At 36.7% G+C, this 19,746-nt stretch carries 21 protein-coding genes; 12 read left to right on the top strand and 9 right to left on the bottom strand.

Translation table 11 applies throughout. The features are described from left to right. From HMPREF3112_RS10210 to HMPREF3112_RS10200, 3 genes are all read left to right on the top strand, one after another. The coding region (locus HMPREF3112_RS10210; RefSeq protein WP_141738676.1) for a bifunctional glycosyltransferase family 2/GtrA family protein at nucleotides 1-938 on the top strand (938 nt) is incomplete at its 5' end. Then, a complete protein-coding gene (locus HMPREF3112_RS10205; RefSeq protein ID WP_048676483.1) occupies nucleotides 928-3,153 on the top strand; it encodes a glycosyltransferase family 2 protein in 2,226 nt (741 codons plus the stop codon). The genes HMPREF3112_RS10210 and HMPREF3112_RS10205, both read left to right, overlap by 11 nt. After that, a complete protein-coding gene (locus tag HMPREF3112_RS10200) occupies nucleotides 3,150-5,090 on the top strand; it encodes a hypothetical protein (protein WP_048676480.1) in 1,941 nt (646 codons plus the stop codon). Before HMPREF3112_RS10205 ends, HMPREF3112_RS10200 begins: the two co-directional genes overlap by 4 nt. 303 nt (nucleotides 5,091-5,393) lie before the next feature. Here the strand turns inward: HMPREF3112_RS10200 and HMPREF3112_RS11815 are convergent, their stop codons facing one another. Then, complete coding sequence (locus HMPREF3112_RS11815) at nucleotides 5,394-5,516, bottom strand: hypothetical protein (RefSeq protein WP_256262698.1); 123 nt, start codon at nucleotides 5,514-5,516, stop codon at nucleotides 5,394-5,396. A 206-nt stretch (nucleotides 5,517-5,722) separates the two neighbouring features. Between HMPREF3112_RS11815 and HMPREF3112_RS10195 the strand changes: the two genes are divergently transcribed. The 4 genes from HMPREF3112_RS10195 to HMPREF3112_RS10185 are packed head-to-tail and all read left to right on the top strand — an operon-like array spanning nucleotide 5,723 to nucleotide 7,859. Further along, nucleotides 5,723-6,343: a hypothetical protein gene (locus HMPREF3112_RS10195; RefSeq protein WP_223896469.1), complete on the top strand. Its 621-nt coding sequence runs from the start codon at nucleotides 5,723-5,725 to the stop codon at nucleotides 6,341-6,343. 32 nt (nucleotides 6,344-6,375) lie between these two features. After that, the gene (locus HMPREF3112_RS11810; RefSeq protein WP_223896471.1) at nucleotides 6,376-6,654 is read left to right on the top strand and encodes a hypothetical protein; all 279 of its coding nucleotides are present in this window, start codon (nucleotides 6,376-6,378) and stop codon (nucleotides 6,652-6,654) included. 1 nt (nucleotide 6,655) lies between these two features. Beyond that, entirely contained in the window at nucleotides 6,656-7,447 is a 792-nt protein-coding gene (locus HMPREF3112_RS10190; protein WP_038676904.1) for a hypothetical protein, read from the top strand. After that, a complete protein-coding gene (locus HMPREF3112_RS10185; protein ID WP_239682190.1) occupies nucleotides 7,422-7,859 on the top strand; it encodes a hypothetical protein in 438 nt (145 codons plus the stop codon). Before HMPREF3112_RS10190 ends, HMPREF3112_RS10185 begins: the two co-directional genes overlap by 26 nt. A gap of 297 nt (nucleotides 7,860-8,156) precedes the next feature. On the opposite strand, the gene HMPREF3112_RS10180 is transcribed toward HMPREF3112_RS10185, so the two are convergent. Further along, nucleotides 8,157-8,765, bottom strand: coding sequence for an NUDIX hydrolase (locus HMPREF3112_RS10180; protein ID WP_014635184.1), 609 nt, complete (start codon nucleotides 8,763-8,765; stop codon nucleotides 8,157-8,159). A gap of 162 nt (nucleotides 8,766-8,927) precedes the next feature. On the opposite strand from HMPREF3112_RS10180, the gene HMPREF3112_RS10175 reads away from it, so the two are divergent. From HMPREF3112_RS10175 to HMPREF3112_RS10165, 3 genes are read left to right on the top strand one after another with little or no spacing between them, the layout of a single operon-like run. Beyond that, nucleotides 8,928-9,254: a PadR family transcriptional regulator gene (locus HMPREF3112_RS10175; RefSeq protein WP_014632494.1), complete on the top strand. Its 327-nt coding sequence runs from the start codon at nucleotides 8,928-8,930 to the stop codon at nucleotides 9,252-9,254. After that, nucleotides 9,241-9,825, top strand: a complete 585-nt coding sequence (locus HMPREF3112_RS10170) for a DUF1700 domain-containing protein (RefSeq protein WP_014635185.1) — start codon at nucleotides 9,241-9,243, stop codon at nucleotides 9,823-9,825. Before HMPREF3112_RS10175 ends, HMPREF3112_RS10170 begins: the two co-directional genes overlap by 14 nt. After that, the gene (locus HMPREF3112_RS10165; RefSeq protein ID WP_080730939.1) at nucleotides 9,822-10,667 is read left to right on the top strand and encodes a DUF4097 family beta strand repeat-containing protein; all 846 of its coding nucleotides are present in this window, start codon (nucleotides 9,822-9,824) and stop codon (nucleotides 10,665-10,667) included. The genes HMPREF3112_RS10170 and HMPREF3112_RS10165 overlap by 4 nt, the downstream gene beginning before the upstream one ends. Nucleotides 10,668-10,704: 37 nt before the next feature. Here the strand turns inward: HMPREF3112_RS10165 and HMPREF3112_RS10160 are convergent, their stop codons facing one another. Then, nucleotides 10,705-13,074 carry a YhgE/Pip domain-containing protein gene (locus tag HMPREF3112_RS10160; protein ID WP_038676910.1) on the bottom strand — a complete coding sequence of 790 codons (2,370 nt, stop codon included), beginning with the start codon at nucleotides 13,072-13,074 and terminating at the stop codon, nucleotides 10,705-10,707. Nucleotides 13,075-13,202: 128 nt separating this feature from the next. On the opposite strand from HMPREF3112_RS10160, the gene HMPREF3112_RS10155 reads away from it, so the two are divergent. Then, nucleotides 13,203-13,742: a TetR/AcrR family transcriptional regulator gene (locus HMPREF3112_RS10155; protein WP_038676912.1), complete on the top strand. Its 540-nt coding sequence runs from the start codon at nucleotides 13,203-13,205 to the stop codon at nucleotides 13,740-13,742. A gap of 74 nt (nucleotides 13,743-13,816) precedes the next feature. Here the strand turns inward: HMPREF3112_RS10155 and HMPREF3112_RS10150 are convergent, their stop codons facing one another. Next, entirely contained in the window at nucleotides 13,817-14,179 is a 363-nt protein-coding gene (locus HMPREF3112_RS10150; RefSeq protein WP_038676914.1) for a DUF1304 domain-containing protein, read from the bottom strand. A 115-nt stretch (nucleotides 14,180-14,294) separates the two neighbouring features. Here HMPREF3112_RS10150 and HMPREF3112_RS10145 point away from each other — a divergent pair, with 115 nt between their 5' ends. Beyond that, nucleotides 14,295-14,483 (top strand): hypothetical protein, encoded by a 189-nt coding sequence (locus HMPREF3112_RS10145; protein ID WP_003095232.1) that lies wholly within the window; start codon nucleotides 14,295-14,297, stop codon nucleotides 14,481-14,483. A gap of 223 nt (nucleotides 14,484-14,706) precedes the next feature. Here the strand turns inward: HMPREF3112_RS10145 and rpsD are convergent, their stop codons facing one another. From rpsD to HMPREF3112_RS10120, 5 genes are all read right to left on the bottom strand, one after another. Then, nucleotides 14,707-15,318 (bottom strand): 30S ribosomal protein S4, encoded by a 612-nt coding sequence (rpsD, locus tag HMPREF3112_RS10140; RefSeq protein ID WP_002885833.1) that lies wholly within the window; start codon nucleotides 15,316-15,318, stop codon nucleotides 14,707-14,709. A gap of 197 nt (nucleotides 15,319-15,515) precedes the next feature. After that, a complete protein-coding gene (locus HMPREF3112_RS10135; protein ID WP_002885699.1) occupies nucleotides 15,516-15,818 on the bottom strand; it encodes a Veg family protein in 303 nt (100 codons plus the stop codon). Between the two features lie 25 nt (nucleotides 15,819-15,843). Then, on the bottom strand, nucleotides 15,844-17,205 hold the full coding sequence (gene dnaB, locus HMPREF3112_RS10130; RefSeq protein ID WP_002885809.1) for a replicative DNA helicase: 1,362 nt from the start codon (nucleotides 17,203-17,205) through the stop codon (nucleotides 15,844-15,846). 43 nt (nucleotides 17,206-17,248) lie between these two features. Beyond that, nucleotides 17,249-17,707 (bottom strand): 50S ribosomal protein L9, encoded by a 459-nt coding sequence (gene rplI / locus HMPREF3112_RS10125; protein ID WP_002885729.1) that lies wholly within the window; start codon nucleotides 17,705-17,707, stop codon nucleotides 17,249-17,251. Between the two features lies 1 nt (nucleotide 17,708). Beyond that, on the bottom strand, nucleotides 17,709-19,673 hold the full coding sequence (locus tag HMPREF3112_RS10120) for a DHH family phosphoesterase (protein WP_013991330.1): 1,965 nt from the start codon (nucleotides 19,671-19,673) through the stop codon (nucleotides 17,709-17,711). Nucleotides 19,674-19,746: the final 73 nt, after the last annotated feature.

The raw sequence follows: 19,746 nt of genomic DNA, 5'->3' as shown, positions 1-19,746 counted from the left end.
GTGGAGCTGATTTTGCACCGTTATTTGCAATAGCGCAGAGTAACTATGCTTGTCATTTGCAAAGACATGCTGATAATAAAGGAAAAGGTCGTGCTTTAAAAACGGCTATTTCATATATTTTGGACAATTTTCCTAATGCCAAAGGAATTGTGACGATTGATTCTGATGGTCAACACACCTACGAAGACATGATGAAATGTTTGGCTGAATTTTTGCAACATCCTGATAGTTTGGTGCTGGGTGTTAGAACATTTGAAAAATCTGTTCCTTTACGTAGTAAATTTGGAAATTTATTGACAAGAGACGTCTTGGGGGCTATGACAGGTGTGCACGTTTCTGATACGCAAACGGGACTTCGTGTGATTCCTATGTCATGGTTGCCAAAACTCTTAACCGTGGAGGGTGAACGGTATGAATTTGAGATGAATATGTTACTTGAGGCAAAAGAGGACAATATTCTGATTTGTGAAGTTGGCATTGCAACGATTTATTTGGATGAAAATCAGTCGTCGCATTTTGATGCGATTCGTGACTCGATTAGAATTTACAAGGTTTTCTTCAAGTACATTTTTTCAGCATTGTTTTCCTTCTTGGTTGATATTGTTGCTTTTACGATTTTAATTTCTTTGTTTAATGGATTGAGTTTTAGTGCGGTGACGTTAGCTTCGATTTTAGCGCGTGTGATATCATCTGTTGTTAATTTCACCCTGAATCATAAGGTGGTCTTTAAACAAGGTCAATCAAATAGTGCGATAAAATACTTCACTTTGGTGGTAGTACAGATTGTTTTGTCAAGTTTATTGGTAACAGTTCTAGGAAATGCCTTGACGACGCTGCCAATTTCATTGGTGAAGATTTTAGTTGACGGTACACTTTTCATTGTCAGTTATTTTGTGCAAAAACATTTGATTTTTAGTGGAGGTGAGAATGAAGACTAGTAAGAGGATACTCTATTTCGTTGCATTTGTAACGACTGCCTTTTATTTAACTTGGCGTTTGGTGGCGACTATTCCGTGGCATGATTCATGGTTTGCGCTGATCTTTGGGATTTTATTGTGGGGAAGTGAGGTAGTTTCAGCCATTACAGGCTACATTCTCATTTGGAATAAGCAAAAGGACTTTGAGCTTGAAAAGCCTGAGATTGCTAAGGAGCGTTACCCAGATGTGGATGTTTTGATTGCAACGCATAATGAGGATCCAGAGTTGCTTTATAAGACGATTAATGCCTGTACTTTTATGGAATATCCTGATAAGTCTAAGGTGCATATCTACGTCTGTGATGATACCAATCGTCTAGAAGTTGCCAAATTGGCTGATGAGCTTGGTGTTGGTTATTTTGGTTTGGCGGATAATAAAGATGCCAAATCAGGAAACTACAATAATGCTTTACGTCAGACGTCATCACCTTTGGTGGCGACATTTGATGCGGATATGATTCCTTATCGTGAATTCCTGTTGGAAACTGTGCCTTATTTTGTTGAACAAGTTGAGGCTTATGAAAATGGTGACGATTATGATAAGTCAAAAGTTGGTTTGATTCAAACGCCACAAAGTTTTTACAATGCTGATATTTTCCAATTTAACTTGTTTTCAGAATCAACCTTACCAAACGAACAAGATTTCTTTTCCAAAGAAATTAATGTTTGCAATAATTCGCACGGTGCAGCGGTTTATACGGGGTCTAATACGGTTATTTTCCGCAAGGCGATTGAAGATGTTGGTGGTTTTCCGACAGATACCATTACGGAGGATTTCGAGCTAGGTGTTCGGATGAATGCGGCTGGTTATGTAAATTATTCGACGAAAAGTCCAATGGCTAGCGGGTTAACGCCAACAGATTTGAAGAGTGTCCTCAAACAGCGCGCGCGCTGGGGACGTGGCGTTATTCGCAGTAGCTACAATATGAATATCTTCTTTAATCCCAAATTGACAAAGGGGCAAAGAATTGTTTATATTAATGGCTATCTTTATTGGTGGTCTTTCTTTAGACGGTTATTGTATATCTTGGCACCGATTTTATATACGGTTTTCCATGTGCGTGTGGTGGTGTCAAATATCTGGCTACTGTTCCTATTCTGGTTGCCAAGTTACGCATTGACACACTTGTCAATGCGAGAAGTCTCAAAACAATACCGAACACAGGTTTGGGGAGAAATTGTGGAAACGATTTTTGCTCCGTATTTGTTTATTCCCATGATGTTGGAGTCCTTTGGCATTAGCGATAAAAAATTTAAGGTGACACGTAAGGGAAATGATACGTCGTGGACGTTGTATCTTTATGCGCTTCCTTATCTTGTTTTATGGGGATTAGCCGTTTATGGTTTGGTGACTTTTAACTATGGAAAATTTGGTTCAGAGCTTTTTTATGGAAGTATTATCAGTTTTTGGTTGATTTATCATATCATCAATTTGACCTTTGCGATTTTCTGTGCGCTTGGTCGTCCGATTTATCGCTCAAGTGAGCGTTTTACTGTTGATGAAGCTATGGTTATTGAGGTTGATGATGATTCTTACCAAGTGAGAGTCTGTGATATTTCAGAAACGGGGATTTCATTCTATACGGATTTACCATTGTATTTGCCGAAAGAAAAAGAACTGACGCTTAATTTGCAATCACGTGATTACCATGCGAGGGTAAAAGGTCATGTTGTTCGTGTTTTTGCGATTGATAATGGTTGGCGCTACGGCGTTCAATTTTCAGAAATTCCTGAAGCTGATAAGCGCGAATTTTATCAGTACATTTATGACCGCATTAATCACAATCTTCCGAAGGAAAAAGACCCTTGGATGACAACATGGGATGATTTATTTGAGAACTTTAGTCAACGTTTCCAAAATAATGAACGTCCTGTTTCAGCCTATGACCAAGTAGCTTTTCCGAAAGTTCGTGTTAATGAAGAGGTTCAGGTTGCTGGAAAAAAATGCCAGCTTAGAAAGACAGATTATTATTACATGACATTTTCTGGAAAATTGACAAATCCTAAAAAAGAACCGAATGTCGCATTTACCTACAAAGATTTGCCAATTCAGTTGACTTTTGTGTCCTATGATATTGATAGAGACGAATCGCTTTATCGAGTTACCAATTTAGCGGATTTGGATAGCTTACCTGCTTTTAAAGCCTTAGCAAATGAATGGAGAGGGAGAGTATGATTAGTATTGCTAGATTACTGTTGTTCTTTGTGATTACCATGGGGTACAATGCCTTTTTCCGTAATACTGTGAAGATGAATCGCAGTCTGACATGGGTGTTTACATTTTCAGTCATTACATTGGTATTGTACCTTGGTAGTTTGTTAGGCTTTATGTTGCAGACCGTGTATGCCATTTCTGTTTTGGGCTGTCTTTTGAGTCTTTATTATCTTTGGACGGTATGGAAAAAGAAATATCGCTTTAGGAGACTTGATTATATTGCGCTTGGAATGATGGCTTATTTGCTTTTGTTTGGAATAACGCTCTGGCATTCACCGCTTTTACATTATGATAATTTTACGCATTGGGCAACGATTGTAAAATTTTTCCATATCAATAATGCTTTGCCAACACAGCAGGATACGATTATTAGTTATTATACCTATCCTGTTGGAAGTTCACTTTTCATTTATTTTTTCACGACTATCGTAGGCTTTTCAGAAGGTAGTATGTTGGTCGGGCAATTCTTCTTGATTGCTTCCAGTCTTTATGCCATGTTTGCGGCACTTCGTGATGATCGACGTGTCTTAATGGTTAGCATGATTTTTGCTTCGTTTGCTGTTTTTAATACGTTCAACGTTGCTATTCGATTAAATAATTTGCTGGTTGATTTTCTGCTTCCGGCCTTGGCCTTGGCAGCCATAGCAGGTTGTTTTGTCTATCGTAATCGTTTCTGGTTTTTGTCGCTAAATACGGCGGTAATTCTTGGATTATTAAGTATCGTCAAAGTAAGTGGACTTTTCTTTGTCGCTCTCGTTTTAGTAGTTTATGTGGTTTGTATTGTGCGTTTACTTGTTCGTAAAAGAGCACGTTTAAAAGCACTAGTGCTGCTCATAATGACCTTGCTAGTCAGCTGTCTTCCTTTTGTTATTTGGCAAAAGCATGTGACGGATAATTTCCCAAATGCCTCAAGTGCCAAGCATGCGGTGTCCATGTCAGAACTTGGTCAGGTATTGACTGGAAATCTGTCAGGCGTCCCACAAAAAATTATCACTCTTTTTGTCAAATCGGTGTTTACGTTTGACAGTTTGGCAAGCAATGGAATTTTGATAATCAATCTGATTATGCTGATTGCCTTTATTGTGATTGGCATTCGTTTGAAATATAAGAAATTTGTCTTGTTGACTTGGGGATTTGTTGATATTTCGATTGTGACTTACTATATTGGCATTTTACTCATGTATCTGACAGCAATGCCGACTGATGAAGCGTTAGAATTAGCAGGATTTGAGCGCTATGCTTCGAGCATCGTTATCTTTGTTTTTGGTTGTTTGACCATGGCTTTAGCATGGGTAATGGACAAGTGTCTGTATGAAAAAATCATTAGTAAACGTAATGCTAGGTCTTACAAGAGCTTATTTAATAAACACTTGTACCAATACGCGAGCCTTGTTTTGACAGTTTATGCCATTGGAATGTTCTTGTCAGAAAATAATAGCATTGTTTACAATAACAATCAGGAAACAAACGAGGTCGTAAAAGAAATTCATCAGTTTACTGGAAGTCAGAGTAATTCGTCAACGGATAGAATTTTGGTTGTAACAGCAGATAAGGAGAATGTAGATAATTATTTTGTCCAATATGCTAGTCGTTATTATCTGTGGGATGTCAATGTTGATGCCAGAGAAAATTTTGTGTCGGTTGACCAAGAATTTTTAGATTTAATGGCATCATACAGCGACAGAGCAACAAGTTATTACCTCAGCAATGAAAATATCGATACTAGAGATGGTTCCAATTTAACAGACGATGACTTTATTGCACTCTTAAAAACGTATGACGAAGTCTTGATTTTAGATGACCATTATACGTTTAATGCCTTGACGAAAAAACTATTTGGTCGGACATATTCCCCAGGATTGTATAAAGTATCAGATATTCTTGCTGGAAAAGGGTAAGTTTTCTAGCTTTATCAAGCATAAGTCTTGATATTTCAAATAAAATATTCTATTATAACAAAAAATATGTAGAAGGAGGCGGAGTTTGTGACTTCGCCTCTTGTGGTGCTCAAAAGACTTTCTTGAACATTGGAGAGGAAGCTAAGATAAGTCCGTTTGAATTATCTGCTCTACTCATCACACAAAGCGAGGTCCTTAAAAGATACAATCCACGTTCCACACACTCAACACTAGCATAGAAAAATCTCATATCTACAAAAGCAATATCAGATTTTGGTTCTCGTGAACAATCAAAATAGCCCTTTATCTATCTCTTTTATAGTTGTTTTCCCAATATTCCCTTTCACCTTTTCCTATGCCTTCTGGTAGTTGCTTCAAACATTGTCCCATACTTTGATATTTAACAATTTCAGTTATTTCAGCCAAAGAAAGTCTATGGGATGCTCTGCTAAAGTCCGTATCGAAGTAATCAACCTCTTCTATTTCAACTAAAATCTCATAATTTTGACCAAGATAATATTTAATTTCAGACGGTACTAACTTCTCTGATTCTTACTGAGGTAAAATAATTGAATTAAAAACCATGAAAATCTTATTTTCATGGTTTTTCTATTACTCAAAGAGGATCTCCTATGACAAAAATAGAAACATTTAGATGGCGTATGTGGCATGTTTATCTCCTTATTTTTATAACCATTCTACTTACAGGTACATTCGTTCGCTATGGTTATAGAATTCAGGCCGCTTATTCCTTAGACGATAGACTTTACGACTATACTAACAAAAAAGTTACTGTAACATCCTTTCAAAACGTCAAAATTGGAAACTTTAACGTTTTAGGTGTTAAGTTTGGAAATGAAAAAGCACTTGAGAGAAGTCAATTAGCCGTCGGTCGCTCCTATCTAGCCTTCCAAGAATCTAGGTATAAAGCATCTAAACACAAGAAGTACCCTAAAAATTATGATATTATCCACTATTATCAGCTTGGTAAAGATACTGGAAAAGGACACACTATTGATGTACTAGACCTTGCTAAGAAACTAGGATACGATGATCCCGGTTCTATGGATAATACCATGTACTCCGATGGTAGGGATGAGTTTGTGAAATTTTCATCCTATGACAACGAAAAAGTATTCTATGTCAATTTACGCACCCATAAGGCAACAAAACCAAACCAGCAAAAGTCAGTCAATACTACGAATTTGCTAAACCTTACCGCTATCTCCTTTCAAAGGATAATTTTTCTATAGGTCATAAAGATGATCCCCTCACTATCAACTCCATGCCCCTTATCTGGACCAAAGAAAGAAATTTTGCTGATTACAAAGATCAAGACGATAACGAATACAGTGACCAATCGCTCAAAAAAAGAGTCAGCCTAATTATCGTAACAACTGATTCACTTAATTTGGATGATGCCATTAAACTCCAAAAAGAGTTAACACCAGATAAGGAGGATATCTATTGGTATTTTACAAGTACTGATACAACGACTGGACACCTCGAGGAAGTTAAAAGTCAAAAAGATTACAACCTACTAGTTAAGGAGAGTCATAACTAATATGGTAAAAAATAACTTAAAATACCTTAAAATTACTATGCCCTTGATTTTATTATTGACCATGATTGCTATCTTTTTCTATTACAATGCTCAAGAAAATATTAAAGGGTTTTATAAAACTCGTGGATTTCAAGGAAAGGTGCAAATAACTGGTATCGGATGGGCAGATAAAATTACTTATTGTATGAATAAAGAAGATGAGGTTAAACATTACTTGATTTTCCATATTGATTATCAAGAAACCATTAATAACAAAAAAGAACATGTAAAGACTCAACTGCCTCTCCATATTCAAGATTTACTCTATCCTTACATTGCCAGTCCAACGGAAAGCGACTCAGATTTTAATCGCCAAAATAGTGAATATAAGATTTTACCTGATGAAAGAGAATATGGGGACGACTTTGTTAAAAAGTCTATTAAAATCAACCCTAGAAATCAAAAATTTATCAATGATATCTCTAAAGCTCTAAGATCCGAGAAAGATTTAAAAAATATTATTGTTCAGATAGAACCTGTACCATACACGACACTCTATACTTATGAGAGGGGACATTCTAAAGCGCTAGGTGGCTATTATGATTTTTCACTTAAAGATGCTCTACGAAACAAACAACTTACTGTCCAATTGAGTTTTCCTTCTGGTTCCACGACTAAAGAAATTGACTTACATTCTCAATTAGAACAGATACTTAAAAACTCTGAACTACCAGATGGATGGTATATCTTAAATCAAAATAACGACTTTCCAAAAGAGGTACATATTGATGACAATCAAATTAGAATTAACTGAAGAAAGAACTCAGAGAGAATTATCTAAGGAAGAATGGGCTTTTCCTATTTGGAGATGGGCGGCTTTCTCACTATTTGACACCCTAATCCTAGTTAGTCCCCTGACAAGAGAATTGATTTATCCTGGGGGGAGTGATTCTCGTTTTTACCTAGGTAAATCATTGGGTAACTTGATGCTAGATGATACACAACGCTTCATCTTTATTATTATCATTCTAACTCTGTTGCTACCTGCTTTTGCCTTAATCGTAGAAAGCCTATTATTTTCAAAAGGACATCCTCTACTTTCAATGATATGTAGCTGTCTAATTTTGTTAGTGCAACGGTCCTATTTGTCTATAGTCTCAGTATTGTCCCAGATTTTTGGAGCTTTACAATTTATAGTTATATGCTTTACCTTCTCTTCAACATAGGTAACTCCCTCAGAAAAATCAATAGAATCATCAATCTTAGGCAGAATAACACCAAAGCATAACAGCCTCTATCTACATAATACTCCCCTTTTAGTATAGGAATGACACAAATGAAACAAAAAAATCTTGTCTACTCTGAAGTTGACCACCTAGCTAAAAGCTTCCATATTAATTTTGAAAATCATTTTAGGAATACTCTAGACCCCTGTCTCAGAAATAAATTTCACTCCTTTTGTAGCAAATAAACAATTTAATTAATAGTAAAAAAATCAACATATTACCGTTGATCTTTTATTTTTACTCTAAATCTTTCAGAATATCTGTAAATCTGTGTGTAAACATAGCTGTCATCCCCCATATATTTTCTGTCAAGTTTCTGTAAAAAGGAATATGACGTTCACTATACCCAAAATTGTATTTTTCTCTGTTTTTTACCAAGAAAAATGGGAAATCTTTCGCATCACTCAAGGTAGAAATCACTTTATAATAAATCGGATTCTCTGTCAACAACGTGTCAACATAGATTGTAAACAACCGTTTCACCTCTTCATTTGGATGAATATCCTCCCAATTTTCTATATTTATCTTTCCAACAAAGCAATGGATGGTTCTCCCCTGATGAATCAGATAATCAATCTCTCCCCAAATGTCAATTTGATCAGGAAATAAGTTTAATTCCTCACAAGTTTCTCGTATAGCAGCTTCTTGAAAAGTCTCACCTTCTTCGACACGGCCACCAGGAAAAGAAACCTCACCTGGTTGAGAAATATGCTCACTTCGTACTTGGTAAAGGATTTGATACTTATCAGTTTTTACATCATATATCAAGGGTAAAAGCACTGCATAGCGTCCTTTCTCCCCTAGTGGCTTTGGCTCGTAATGAGCTAGTTTATCTTTAATAGTCATAAGAACTCCTTGACTTCATATTATCATAAAAAAGAAGTTATCCCTATTATATAAATTTTTTATATATAAAATATTGACATATCTTTCTAAAAGAGATACACTCAATGTGTAAAATAATTATATATAATTTTTATACATATCCTAAAAGCAAAGGAGCACATTATGTATTTTCCAACATCGTCAATCCTGATAGAGTTCCTAATACTAGCTATTATAGATAGAGAAGACTCTTATGGCTATGAAATTAGTCAAACCATTAAGCTTGTGGCTAATATCAAGGAGTCAACACTTTATCCTATTCTAAAAAAGCTTGAAAAAGCAGGCTATATGACCACTTATAGCCAAGCATATCAAGGGCGTAAACGTAAATATTACAGTATTACCCAAGAGGGAAAAAATCATCTTCAATTTCTTAATGAAGAATGGTTAACCTATAAAGAAACCCTCGATGGTATTGTAGAAGGGAGATTAAGACATGACAAGGACTGAATATATAGCCAAATTAACAAAATATCTACGAAAATTACCACAAAAGGACTATGAAGAGGCTCTCGAATATTTCATGGAATATTTTGAAGAGGCTGGACCTGAAAATGAAGCTCAGGTTATTGCAGAATTGGGTACACCTAAGGAAGCAGCACATGAAGTCATTAGTCGTCTTCTAGACGAAAAGATTATTGAGGAAAAGAGTAGCTTACGTAATAAAACAACTATCCTCTGGATTGCGATTCTAGCTGTTTTAGCCAGTCCAGTCGCCTTACCAATTCTACTATTCTTCCTAGCTATGCTATTGACACTTCTTGTGGTTATTTTTGCAGTTATAGTGACTGCCTTAGCTCTTACTTTTGCCTTACTCATTAGTGGTATTTACACTTTCTTTACAAGCTTCTCTCTCTTAAATGTTTCACTAGCTTCAACACTGTTTGGAGTGGGTCTAGGTCTATTGATGTTTGGAGGAGCACTCTTACTGCTTTTGATTTCATTTGAAATCTGTAAACTTATTGTAAAGCTAATTACCCTATTGATTAAATGGCTCATCAAGAAAGGAAGAAAATCATGAAAACTTGGAAAAAGATTGTCCTCGGAGTGTCTCTTATCTCTCTATTTTTAGGAGGAGGATTAGTAGCTTGGGGTTATAGCCAAGGTGGCTTAACAGATTTACAAAATAAAACTATAAGTGAGCAAGATTATGTCAAGAAAGAAGTTAAGGACTTCAATAAAATTGATATTAAAAGTAGTAGCTACAATGTGCTTATAAAAAATGGTGAAGTTGACAAAGCAACGCTTTCTTACTACCAAAAAACAAAAAATCCAATTGACACATCTGTAAAGGATGGTCAATTGACTATCAATGATAACAACTCTGAATTAGATTCGACTTCTAACAAACATATTAACTTTTTCGGATTAAAAGATTTAGTAAGGCTTTCTACTCTCAACAAGGAAGTCAGAAATAAAACCATTGTCATTACACTCCCTAAAAAACAAACGATTGATTTTTTAAAGGTTGATTTAGCAACTGGAAATCTAGATTTAAGTAATAGCACCATCAAACAAGCAGACATCAATCTAAATGTAGGGGACCTAACTTTTACTAAAATGATTGTCAGCAACCTAAAAGCTAATCTTGATGTTGGTAGTGTTGATAGTGATCATACACTTTTTACTAACTCAGATTTATCTATTGCAATGGGAGATTACTCTGGAGATAACCTGATTTTCAATGGTCACAATAAACTTGATGTTACATCCGGTGATATTGAAATAGCTCTTAAAGATTACACGCTCAATGTTCAAGCCGATAGTCATTCAGGAGAGGTGTACATCACAAATAACCTTAAGATTTCAAAGGATAACACACTAACTATTACCTCAGACCTTGGTGATATAACTGTTGAATAACATAAAAAGCCAGCTCACATTAGAGCTGGCCTTTAGTTTATTCATTTTCAGACTTTGGTCTATAAATAATAATACCTACAACTACAAAAATAAGTAAGAAAATGAATAACATACGTACTTGATCTGAGATCTGTCCTGTCATTGAAATAGTTTGACGAAGACCTGATACGGAGTAGGACATTGGTAAGAATGGTTGGACGACCTTAAAGAACTTAGGACTAAGTTCAATTGGATAAGTCCCTGCACTAGAACCTAGCTGCAAAAGGAGCATAATCATAGAAGCAAATGCACCATATCTATCATCCCAACCCACAAGGGCTGTAACGAGCGCCATTAAAGTCCATGCTGCAAGGAGAATCATACCAAATGTAGCTAATGGATGATTTGGTTCAACTCCCACAAATCGAATGGCAATATAAAGGGCAATTGCAGACATAGTCGTAATGATACCATTGATAAAGAACTTATTCTTAGCCCAATCAAAACGGCTCGTAAAGTTTCTTCCCGTCAAGCTCTTAGCAAAGATAACATTAGTTGAAAGAGCGACAACCATAAGAGAAACAGAAATCATATATGGAGCCATCCCCACACCATTAGTGTCAACCTTATCCTTATCAGTTTTCTTCTCTTTAAGCGGAGCACTAACCATTTTTGCATTGTCTGAGTTTACAGAAACAAGAGATAATTGCTGATTAGCCTTATTTAATGAATCAGACAATGTAGAAAGGTTAGTTGACAAACTTGTCAATCCATTTGTTAAGGTATTTCCGCCCGTTGCTAATTGTTGAGCACCTGTATTGAGAGCACTTGTACCACTCTGAAGAGTAGCAAAACCAGTCATTAAACTACTACTGTTAGCATCTAGAGTTTGAGCACCACTGGCAATCGTTGACACTGCACCAGTATAAGTTGACAAACCAGTTGAAAGTGCACTTGCACCTGTTGCTAGAGTATTTTGAGCGGTTGATACACCTGAAGCCACTTGAGTTGCTCCTGGTGATAATTGATTGACAAGTACTGAATTGACATTAGCAATATTAGCTTGCATTGATGATACCGTTGATGAAGCTACAGGGAGAAGAGCATTCGCCGAACTTGCAATGCCTGAAATAGACGTTTGTAGAGAAGCCAAACTACCTGAATCTCCGCTACTAGTTGTTGTCGTACCTGTCAAGCTAGATAAAGCAGTTGACATACTTGACACATCAGATGCAATAGTTGAAGCATAACTACTAGCTGTAGAGCCTGCATTACTAATTGCCGATGTAATCTCCGCTTGTTGATCTGCCGTCAAGCTTTGATAAGCAGCTGTTCCTTGTACCGCAGCCAAATCATTTGCTTTATCAGTTGCACTAGCTGTAGCTATAGAGCTAGCTGCAGAAGAAATATTTGAAAGATAAGTCGCTATTGAACTTGTATCTACTGATGTTGTTGATGTTCCACTTGGTAATGATGTGTTACTTACCGCTGTATTAAGATTTTGAATTGCTGTATTTAAATCAGTTAAATTAGTTGACAGGGTTGACAACTGTGCTTGCTGTTCTTCAGATAAACTTGTTGCTGTAGCCATTTGACTGAGCGCTGTTGACAACGAATCTGCACCTGTAACTAAGGTATTCATGGCCTCTGCTCCTGATACAAATTGACCTGCAGCAGAATTAACAGCCTCAGAGTTCGCATTTAACTGTGACAAAGCGCCTGACAAAGTTGCCACACCTGAAGTATAGGCAGACGCGCCTGAACTCAAGGTATCAACACCTGTAGCCAATGTTTGTGTAGATCCAGCAAGAGTTCCTAAGCCATTTGATAAGGTCTGACTCCCAGACTGAAGTGCGCCTGCACCTGCATATAATTGACTAGCCCCATTCGCTGCAGTTCCCATACCACCCTGAAGTTGAGACATACTCCTAAAGACAGCTCCAACATAAGTTGACGTAATATTTTTAGAAACGGTATCCTTTAACTTAGACATGGCAGAATCGCTCATTTTTGAAGAAACGAAGCTATGCCCTGCTGTTGTCTGATAAGAAATTTCAAGTTTCTTAGGATCATTTGTCAAAAGACTTGCTGCATTACTTGAGAGATTTTCTGGAAAAGTGATTACCATATAGTAGTCACCATCATCAATTCCTTTTTTGGCTTCATTTTCAGTCACAAAATGATAGTCTAGATTTTTATTTTTAGACATATTGTCTACCATATCATGACCAATATTTAGAGTTTTATTCTGGAAACTAGCACTCTTATCTTTGTTCACTACGGCTACTGGCAGATGCTTTACATTTCCATAAGGATCCCACATAGAAGATAAAAAGATTAGATTATATAAAGCGGGTATCAATGAGACACCAATAATAGTTATCCAGAGCTTTGGACTTTTAAGAAGCGCCTTTAATTCTGCTAACATATTTCTCCTTTTTAGACATTGTGTTTATTTTTATGATATAATCAATTATAAACTCATTTACATGAAAATCAATGTTAAATAATTAGTTTTTGGACACATAGTCTAAAAGTGTATAAAAGGAGATTTGTATGTCAAAAGATCAAAGGCGAGCTCAAACTAAAAAAGCTCTTTTAGATGCTTTAGTAATATGCTTAAAAGACCAAGATTTCAATGATATTACTACCATTCGTCTGGTTCAAACAGCTGGGATTAGCCGTTCGAGTTTTTATACCCACTACAAAGATAAGTATGAAATGATTGATAGTTATCAGAAAGAGCTTTTCCATAAACTAGAGTATATCTTCGATAAATACGAAGGAAAGAAAGAGGGAGCCTTCCTCGAAATCTTTGAATTTCTTACTCGTGAAAAACTCCTATCAGCTCTATTGTCTACCAATGGATCAAAAGAAATTCAAGATTTTCTGATACATAAACTTCAGCGTATGATAGCTGAGGACTTCATTGTCCCTACTGCTGAAGAAAAATCTCTAAAAGGATTTGAGAAAGACTATGCCAGTATTTATTTTGCACACGCTATTTTTGGTGCTTGTCAAGCCTGGATAAATAAAGGAAAAAAAGAATCCCCCCGAGAAATGACAGATTTTCTTCTACGATTTATTCCACAATAAAACAACTTCAAAAGCATAAAAAGCTGCAAACCATTTCAACAGTTAAAGCAGCTTTTTCTTTTACAATAAAATCTTTAAAATAAGGAAATGATAAGTGAAAGTAAGGTCAAGATTGCGGGTCCACCTTGAGTTAAAATAATTTTCTTATTTGCAGTTATAGCACCATAAACAGCAGCAAAGAAAACATTGAGTACAAAAACAGTTACAAGTAGCTGACTACTTGTGAAAATCCCATACAAGAGGAATACAGCAATCAAACCATTGTAAATCCCTTGATTTTTAAATAAGTTTGTAACAGAATCACGTTGAAGTTCTTCTTTACTCATATTGAAAACACGACTAGTCGTGTCTGAATGTGTCGCAAAAGTTTCCAAATACATGATATAGAGATGCTCCAAAGCAACAATCCCAGCTAAGATTAGTGTAATAATAGACATAGTAGCCTCCTTCTTAAATAACTTTGACAGTATATCAAAAGTAAATTTTTAAAACAACATATATGATTCATACAATTTGAAATATGGTAAAATAAAGAATGAAAGAGAGGTTCTTATGACAAAGACAGAAGTAATCCAACGTCTCCAAAAAGATTTGGGAATTCCTAGATTTCAGGCTTATATAGAGGATAAAGATTACTCCGAAGAGGAGTACGACCAACTAAAAAAAGATTTTGAAAGCTACTTCACCAACTACGTTTCAAACGTTTCAGCAGATTTTGAAGGCGGATTGGATAATAAATAATTTATACCTCAAAATCATCTATCATCATGTTACGAATCCCTTAGTCACTTGTATCAGACTAGGGGTCTTTTTAATATTCGAAAACAAAAAGCCGTCTCATTCTATGAAATGGCTCTAAAATCTATATAAAAGTAAGCAAAAAGGTAAGCAAATTGCTGAAACAGTCTTTTAAAACAAAGAAAAAGCCCATAACAACGGGCTTTTCGATACAATAATCTTAAAATTAAAGCATTTTGTTGTAGAATTCAACGACAAGTGCTTCGTTGATTTCTGGGTTGATTTCATCACGTTCTGGAAGACGTGTCAATGAACCTTCAAGTTTTTCAGCATCGAATGATACAAATGCTGGACGTCCGATAGTAGCTTCTACTGCTTCAAGGATAGCAGGAACTTTAGCTGATTTTTCACGAACTGAGATTACTTGACCAACTTCAACGCGGTATGAAGGGATATCAACACGTTTACCGTCAACAAGGATGTGACCGTGGTTTACGAATTGGCGTGCTTGACGACGAGTAGTTGCAAGACCAAGACGGTAAACAACATTGTCAAGACGACGTTCCAAAAGAACCATAAAGTTGAAACCAAGTGTTCCACCTTTAACTTTAGTAGCTTGTACGAACAAGTTACGGAATTGTTTTTCACCCAAACCGTATGAGAAACGAAGTTTTTGTTTCTCAGCCAATTGCAAACCGTATTCTGAAAGTTTTGAACGGTTGTTTGGACCGTGTTGACCTGGTACGTAGTTACGACGTGCCAATTCTTTACCTGTGCCTGTAAGTGAGAAACCAAGGCGACGTGATTGTTTCCATGATGGACCTGTATAACGTGACATTAATAATGTCCTCCTATAAAAAATATTTTTAGGAAATAACGTTTTAGATAAACCTGATTCGTTCAGAAAGACTTCGCCCAAACAGCAAAGGTTACTTTTCTAGCCGACTTCCTGTTGACGAGCTTCATTTTATCCTGCTATTATTTCACATACTTTAATAGTTTACCACGAAAAAAGGCCCAAGTAAAGGCTTTTTCTTATTTATTTTCGATTTCTGCTTGTTCCTCAGGACTCAAATAACGAATGAGAGTCTTCTCAGTCAAAATATCTGAATAAGTGTAAGATTCAACATAACTATTATTAATAGCTCCTGCTTGGGAACTGAAGTCTTGATATTCAACAATAAACAATGATGGATAAACTTCTGTCAATCGACCAATTTTATTCTTTTCACGTTTACGCCCATTCTCTAGGGTCAATTCTACTAGCTGACCTTCATGCGACTTAATGGCTTCCTTGATGTTTTTCATCTTAGCAACATCTGCAAATGCATCACTCATATATATATCTCCTTAAATCTGAAAATTATGATTCCTCAAACTGAGCAATCGATGAAAATTTATTGTATTCTTTTTGGAATAGTAACTTGACTGTTCCACGCGCACCAGCACGGTTTTTTTCTAGGATAACTTCGATGGTATTATCTTCAATCGCATTTTCTGGTTCTTCACCCTCTTTTCGGTAGTAATCATCACGATACAAGAAGGCGACAATATCGGCATCCTGCTCGATAGATCCTGACTCACGGATATCAGATAAGACTGGACGTTTGTCCTGACGTTGTTCAACCCCACGAGATAACTGACTCAAGGCAATTACAGGAACTTTGAGCTCCTTGGCCAGGATTTTTAACTGTCTTGAAATATCTGAAACCTCTTGTTGGCGATTTTCTGGTCGCGTACCTGTAATCAACTGCAAGTAGTCAATCACAATAAGACCGAGACCACCCTCTACTTCTTGTGACAATTTACGGGACCGTGCACGAATCTCAGTAATCTTTATACCAGGGGTATCATCTATATAAATAGGTGCCTCAGCCAATGCCCCTTGAGCAATCATCACATTATTCCAATCTTGCTCTGTCAATTGACCTGTACGTAAAGCATGGGAATCAATCATCCCTTCAGCTGCCAACATACGATCAACCAAGCTTTCTGCACCCATCTCTAGAGAAAAGACTGCAACAGCTTTATTTTGCTTGGTACCAACATTCTGAGCAATATTCAGCACAAAGGCTGTTTTACCAACTGCGGGACGAGCTGCTAAAATAATTAATTGATCAGGGTGTAAACCTGTTGTAATCTTGTCAAGGTCACGGAAACCTGTCGGTAATCCAGTAACATCTGATGTTTGCTGTGAACGCATCTCCAAAGTATTAAAATTGACATCAAGAACTTCTGATATTTTGCGGAAACCACTACGATTGCTATGCTCTGATACATCAACTAAGGCTTTCTCAGCATTCGCAATAATTTCATCAGATTCAGTAGCGCCCTCATATGCTTGGTTGACAGTCTCTGTCAATCTATTTATAATACGGCGAAGCATGGCTTTCTCAGCCACAATCTTAGCATAGTACTCAGCATTTGCGGATGTTGGGACACTATTGACCAAATCTACAAGATAAGAAATACCCCCTATATTTTGGAGGTCATCTTGGTCATCTAGAATGGTACGTACTGTCGTGGCATCAATGGCATCATTTCGATCCGACAGTGTTACCATTGCTTTAAAAATGACACGATGGGAATACTTGTAAAAGTCGTCTGCTTCGATAAATTCTCGAACTGTAATCAACTTTTCCGGGTTAATGAAAATAGCCCCCAGAACAGACTGTTCCGCTACTAAATCATGAGGTTGCACTCGTAATTCTTGAGCTTCTGCCACAATTATTCCCTCCTTTACAAGATTTACTTATAGTGTCAACGAATTACTCAGCACTATTTTTGATGTTAAGTTTAATTTGTGCACTCACTTCTTTATGAAGCTTTACAGGAACCTCAATTAGACCAATCGCACGAATAGGATGTTCAAGTTCAATATGGCGTTTATCAACTTTAATACCAAATTGTTTTTGAAGTCCTTCTGCAATCTTTTTGGCTGTAATTGAACCAAAAGTACGTCCGTCTGGTCCGACCTTCTCAGTAAATTGAAGTCGATTTTCTTCTTTTTCAAGTTGCTCTTTAACTTGCTTCGCTTCAGCCAACAACTCTGCTGCATGTTTTTCTTCAGATTTTTGCTTACCTTTCAACTCACCGATAGCTTGGTTTGTCGCTTCCTTGGCAAGATTCTTTTTAATTAAGAAGTTTTGAGCGTAACCTGATGGTACTTCTTTAATTTCACCTTTTTTACCTTTACCTTTAACGTCTTGTAAGAAAATAACTTTCATTTTAGTCCTCCTTGGGAGCCAATTCTCCCATAATAGTTTCAATCAATTTATTTTTTGCTTGAGCAACACTACAGTCTCGCAATTGACAGGCCGCTAAGTTGAAATGGCCTCCACCACCCATTTTCTCCATAATACGTTGTACATTAATCGTTTTATGGCTTCGAGCAGATATATTCACAGTAGAATCACTGGTCCTAGCGACAACAAAAGTTGCTTCGATACCTGCCATGGCAAGCATCGTATCTGCCGCCTTAGAAATCACAACATTATTATAACATTTAGGATTATCACCTGAGGCAACAATGATATCATCTGTAATACGCTCACCTGCTAGAATTAGCTCATTGATACGTCGATACTCTTCAAAATCAGTGGCAGAAATCGTTTGGATTTCTCCACTATCACTTCCTAAACTACGCAGATAAGAGGCGACATCAAAGGTTCGACTAGTCACACGAGTTGAGAAATTTTTAGTATCCAACATGATACCTGCCATAAGGATAGAGGCTTGGATTTTACTTAAACGTTCTGGGGCACCTTGGAATTGCAATAACTCCGTAACCAATTCACAGGCTGAACTCGCCCCGCTTTCAATAAAGGTCAAAACAGCATTTTCAGGAAAATCATCATCTCGACGGTGATGGTCTACGACAATAACTTCATTAAATCGATCATAAAAATCCTTAGATAGGGTTAAATTGATCTTAGAATGGTCAACCATAATTAGCAACGAATGTTGGTTTACCAGCTCTTCAGCCTCTGAAAGTGTAATAAGAGGTGACTGACCATCTTCTTTTAACCGTTCGACTGCACGCTCAATATCTGCATTCATAGCCGTATCATCGTAAACAGCATAGCTTTTTCGAACAATTTGACTGGCAAAATGAGCCATACCGACCGTTGCCCCTAGAGCATCCATATCGAGATTCTTATGTCCGACAACAAACACTTTTTCGACTGTTTTCAACTTATCAGAGATTGCAGTCATCATAGCCCTTGTTCTTGTACGAGAACGTTTTACTGTTGAAACAGAACCTCCTCCAAAATAAAGAAGTTCCTTGTGATCATCGTTTTCCTTAACAACAGCTTGATCTCCACCGCGAACTAGTGCGATGTTCAGATTCTGCAAAGCAACCTGACCGATTTGATCATGCTTAAGCGTACCAAATGAAATTCCCATGCTCAAAGTCAGTGGTAAACCACGCTCCTGAGCCTGCTGACGGAAGTCATCCAAGACAGAAAACTTTTGATCCATGAATTCTGTCAAAACACTGTAGTTGGTGAAGAAGTAAAAACGATCACCTTCAATACGTCGATAATGAATATGCTTGGCCTTAGCAAACTCAGAAATAAACCCTGCCACAAATGTGTTGATTTTTGAAACATCGGCATCAGGTAAACTTCCTGTCACATCGTCATAGTTATCAACTGAAATAATCCCGATAACAGGACGAGTCATATTTGGATCAGCATTTTCATCTTGATCATAAACATTGTCAATAAAATATGTCAACTTATTGTCAAAATCCACAAAAGCGGCATATTTATTATCACCAACGGTTATCACATTCGAAGGTGAACCCTTTCGTTTCTGGGAAATAAAATCCGCAATCAACTGCTTATTGAAATTTCCATTTTCATCCGAAAGTACTAGCTTCGCATAGGGGTTGAACCATTCAATATGATCGTTCTCATCAAAAGTAATAACCCCAACAGGCATCTTTCCGAGAAGGGTCTTCAGAGAATCTTCAACATCCTGATTCAGTTCATCTAATTGCTCTATTTCTAAGGACTCATATGTTGTCTTTTGGTAATGCAATAAGGCAACAACTACTACCATAATAATAAAAAGCGCAAAAATGAGTGCAGACTCCGATTTTAGTACGCGAACAAAAATAGTAGCAATTCCAAAAAGAATTAGCCCAATCATTACAAGATGAATCGTTGCAAAGTGAAATCTTTTCATATAAAACCTCTTAATCTAACAATTATAACATAAAAAAGCCTTAATTAAAAGGCTTTTAAACGTGTTAGCACCG

Origin of the sequence: Streptococcus sp. HMSC10E12 (assembly GCF_001807855.1) — a bacterium.
Classification (GTDB): Bacteria; Bacillota; Bacilli; order Lactobacillales; family Streptococcaceae; genus Streptococcus; species Streptococcus salivarius.
This window is presented reverse-complemented; position numbering and strand designations above follow the sequence as displayed.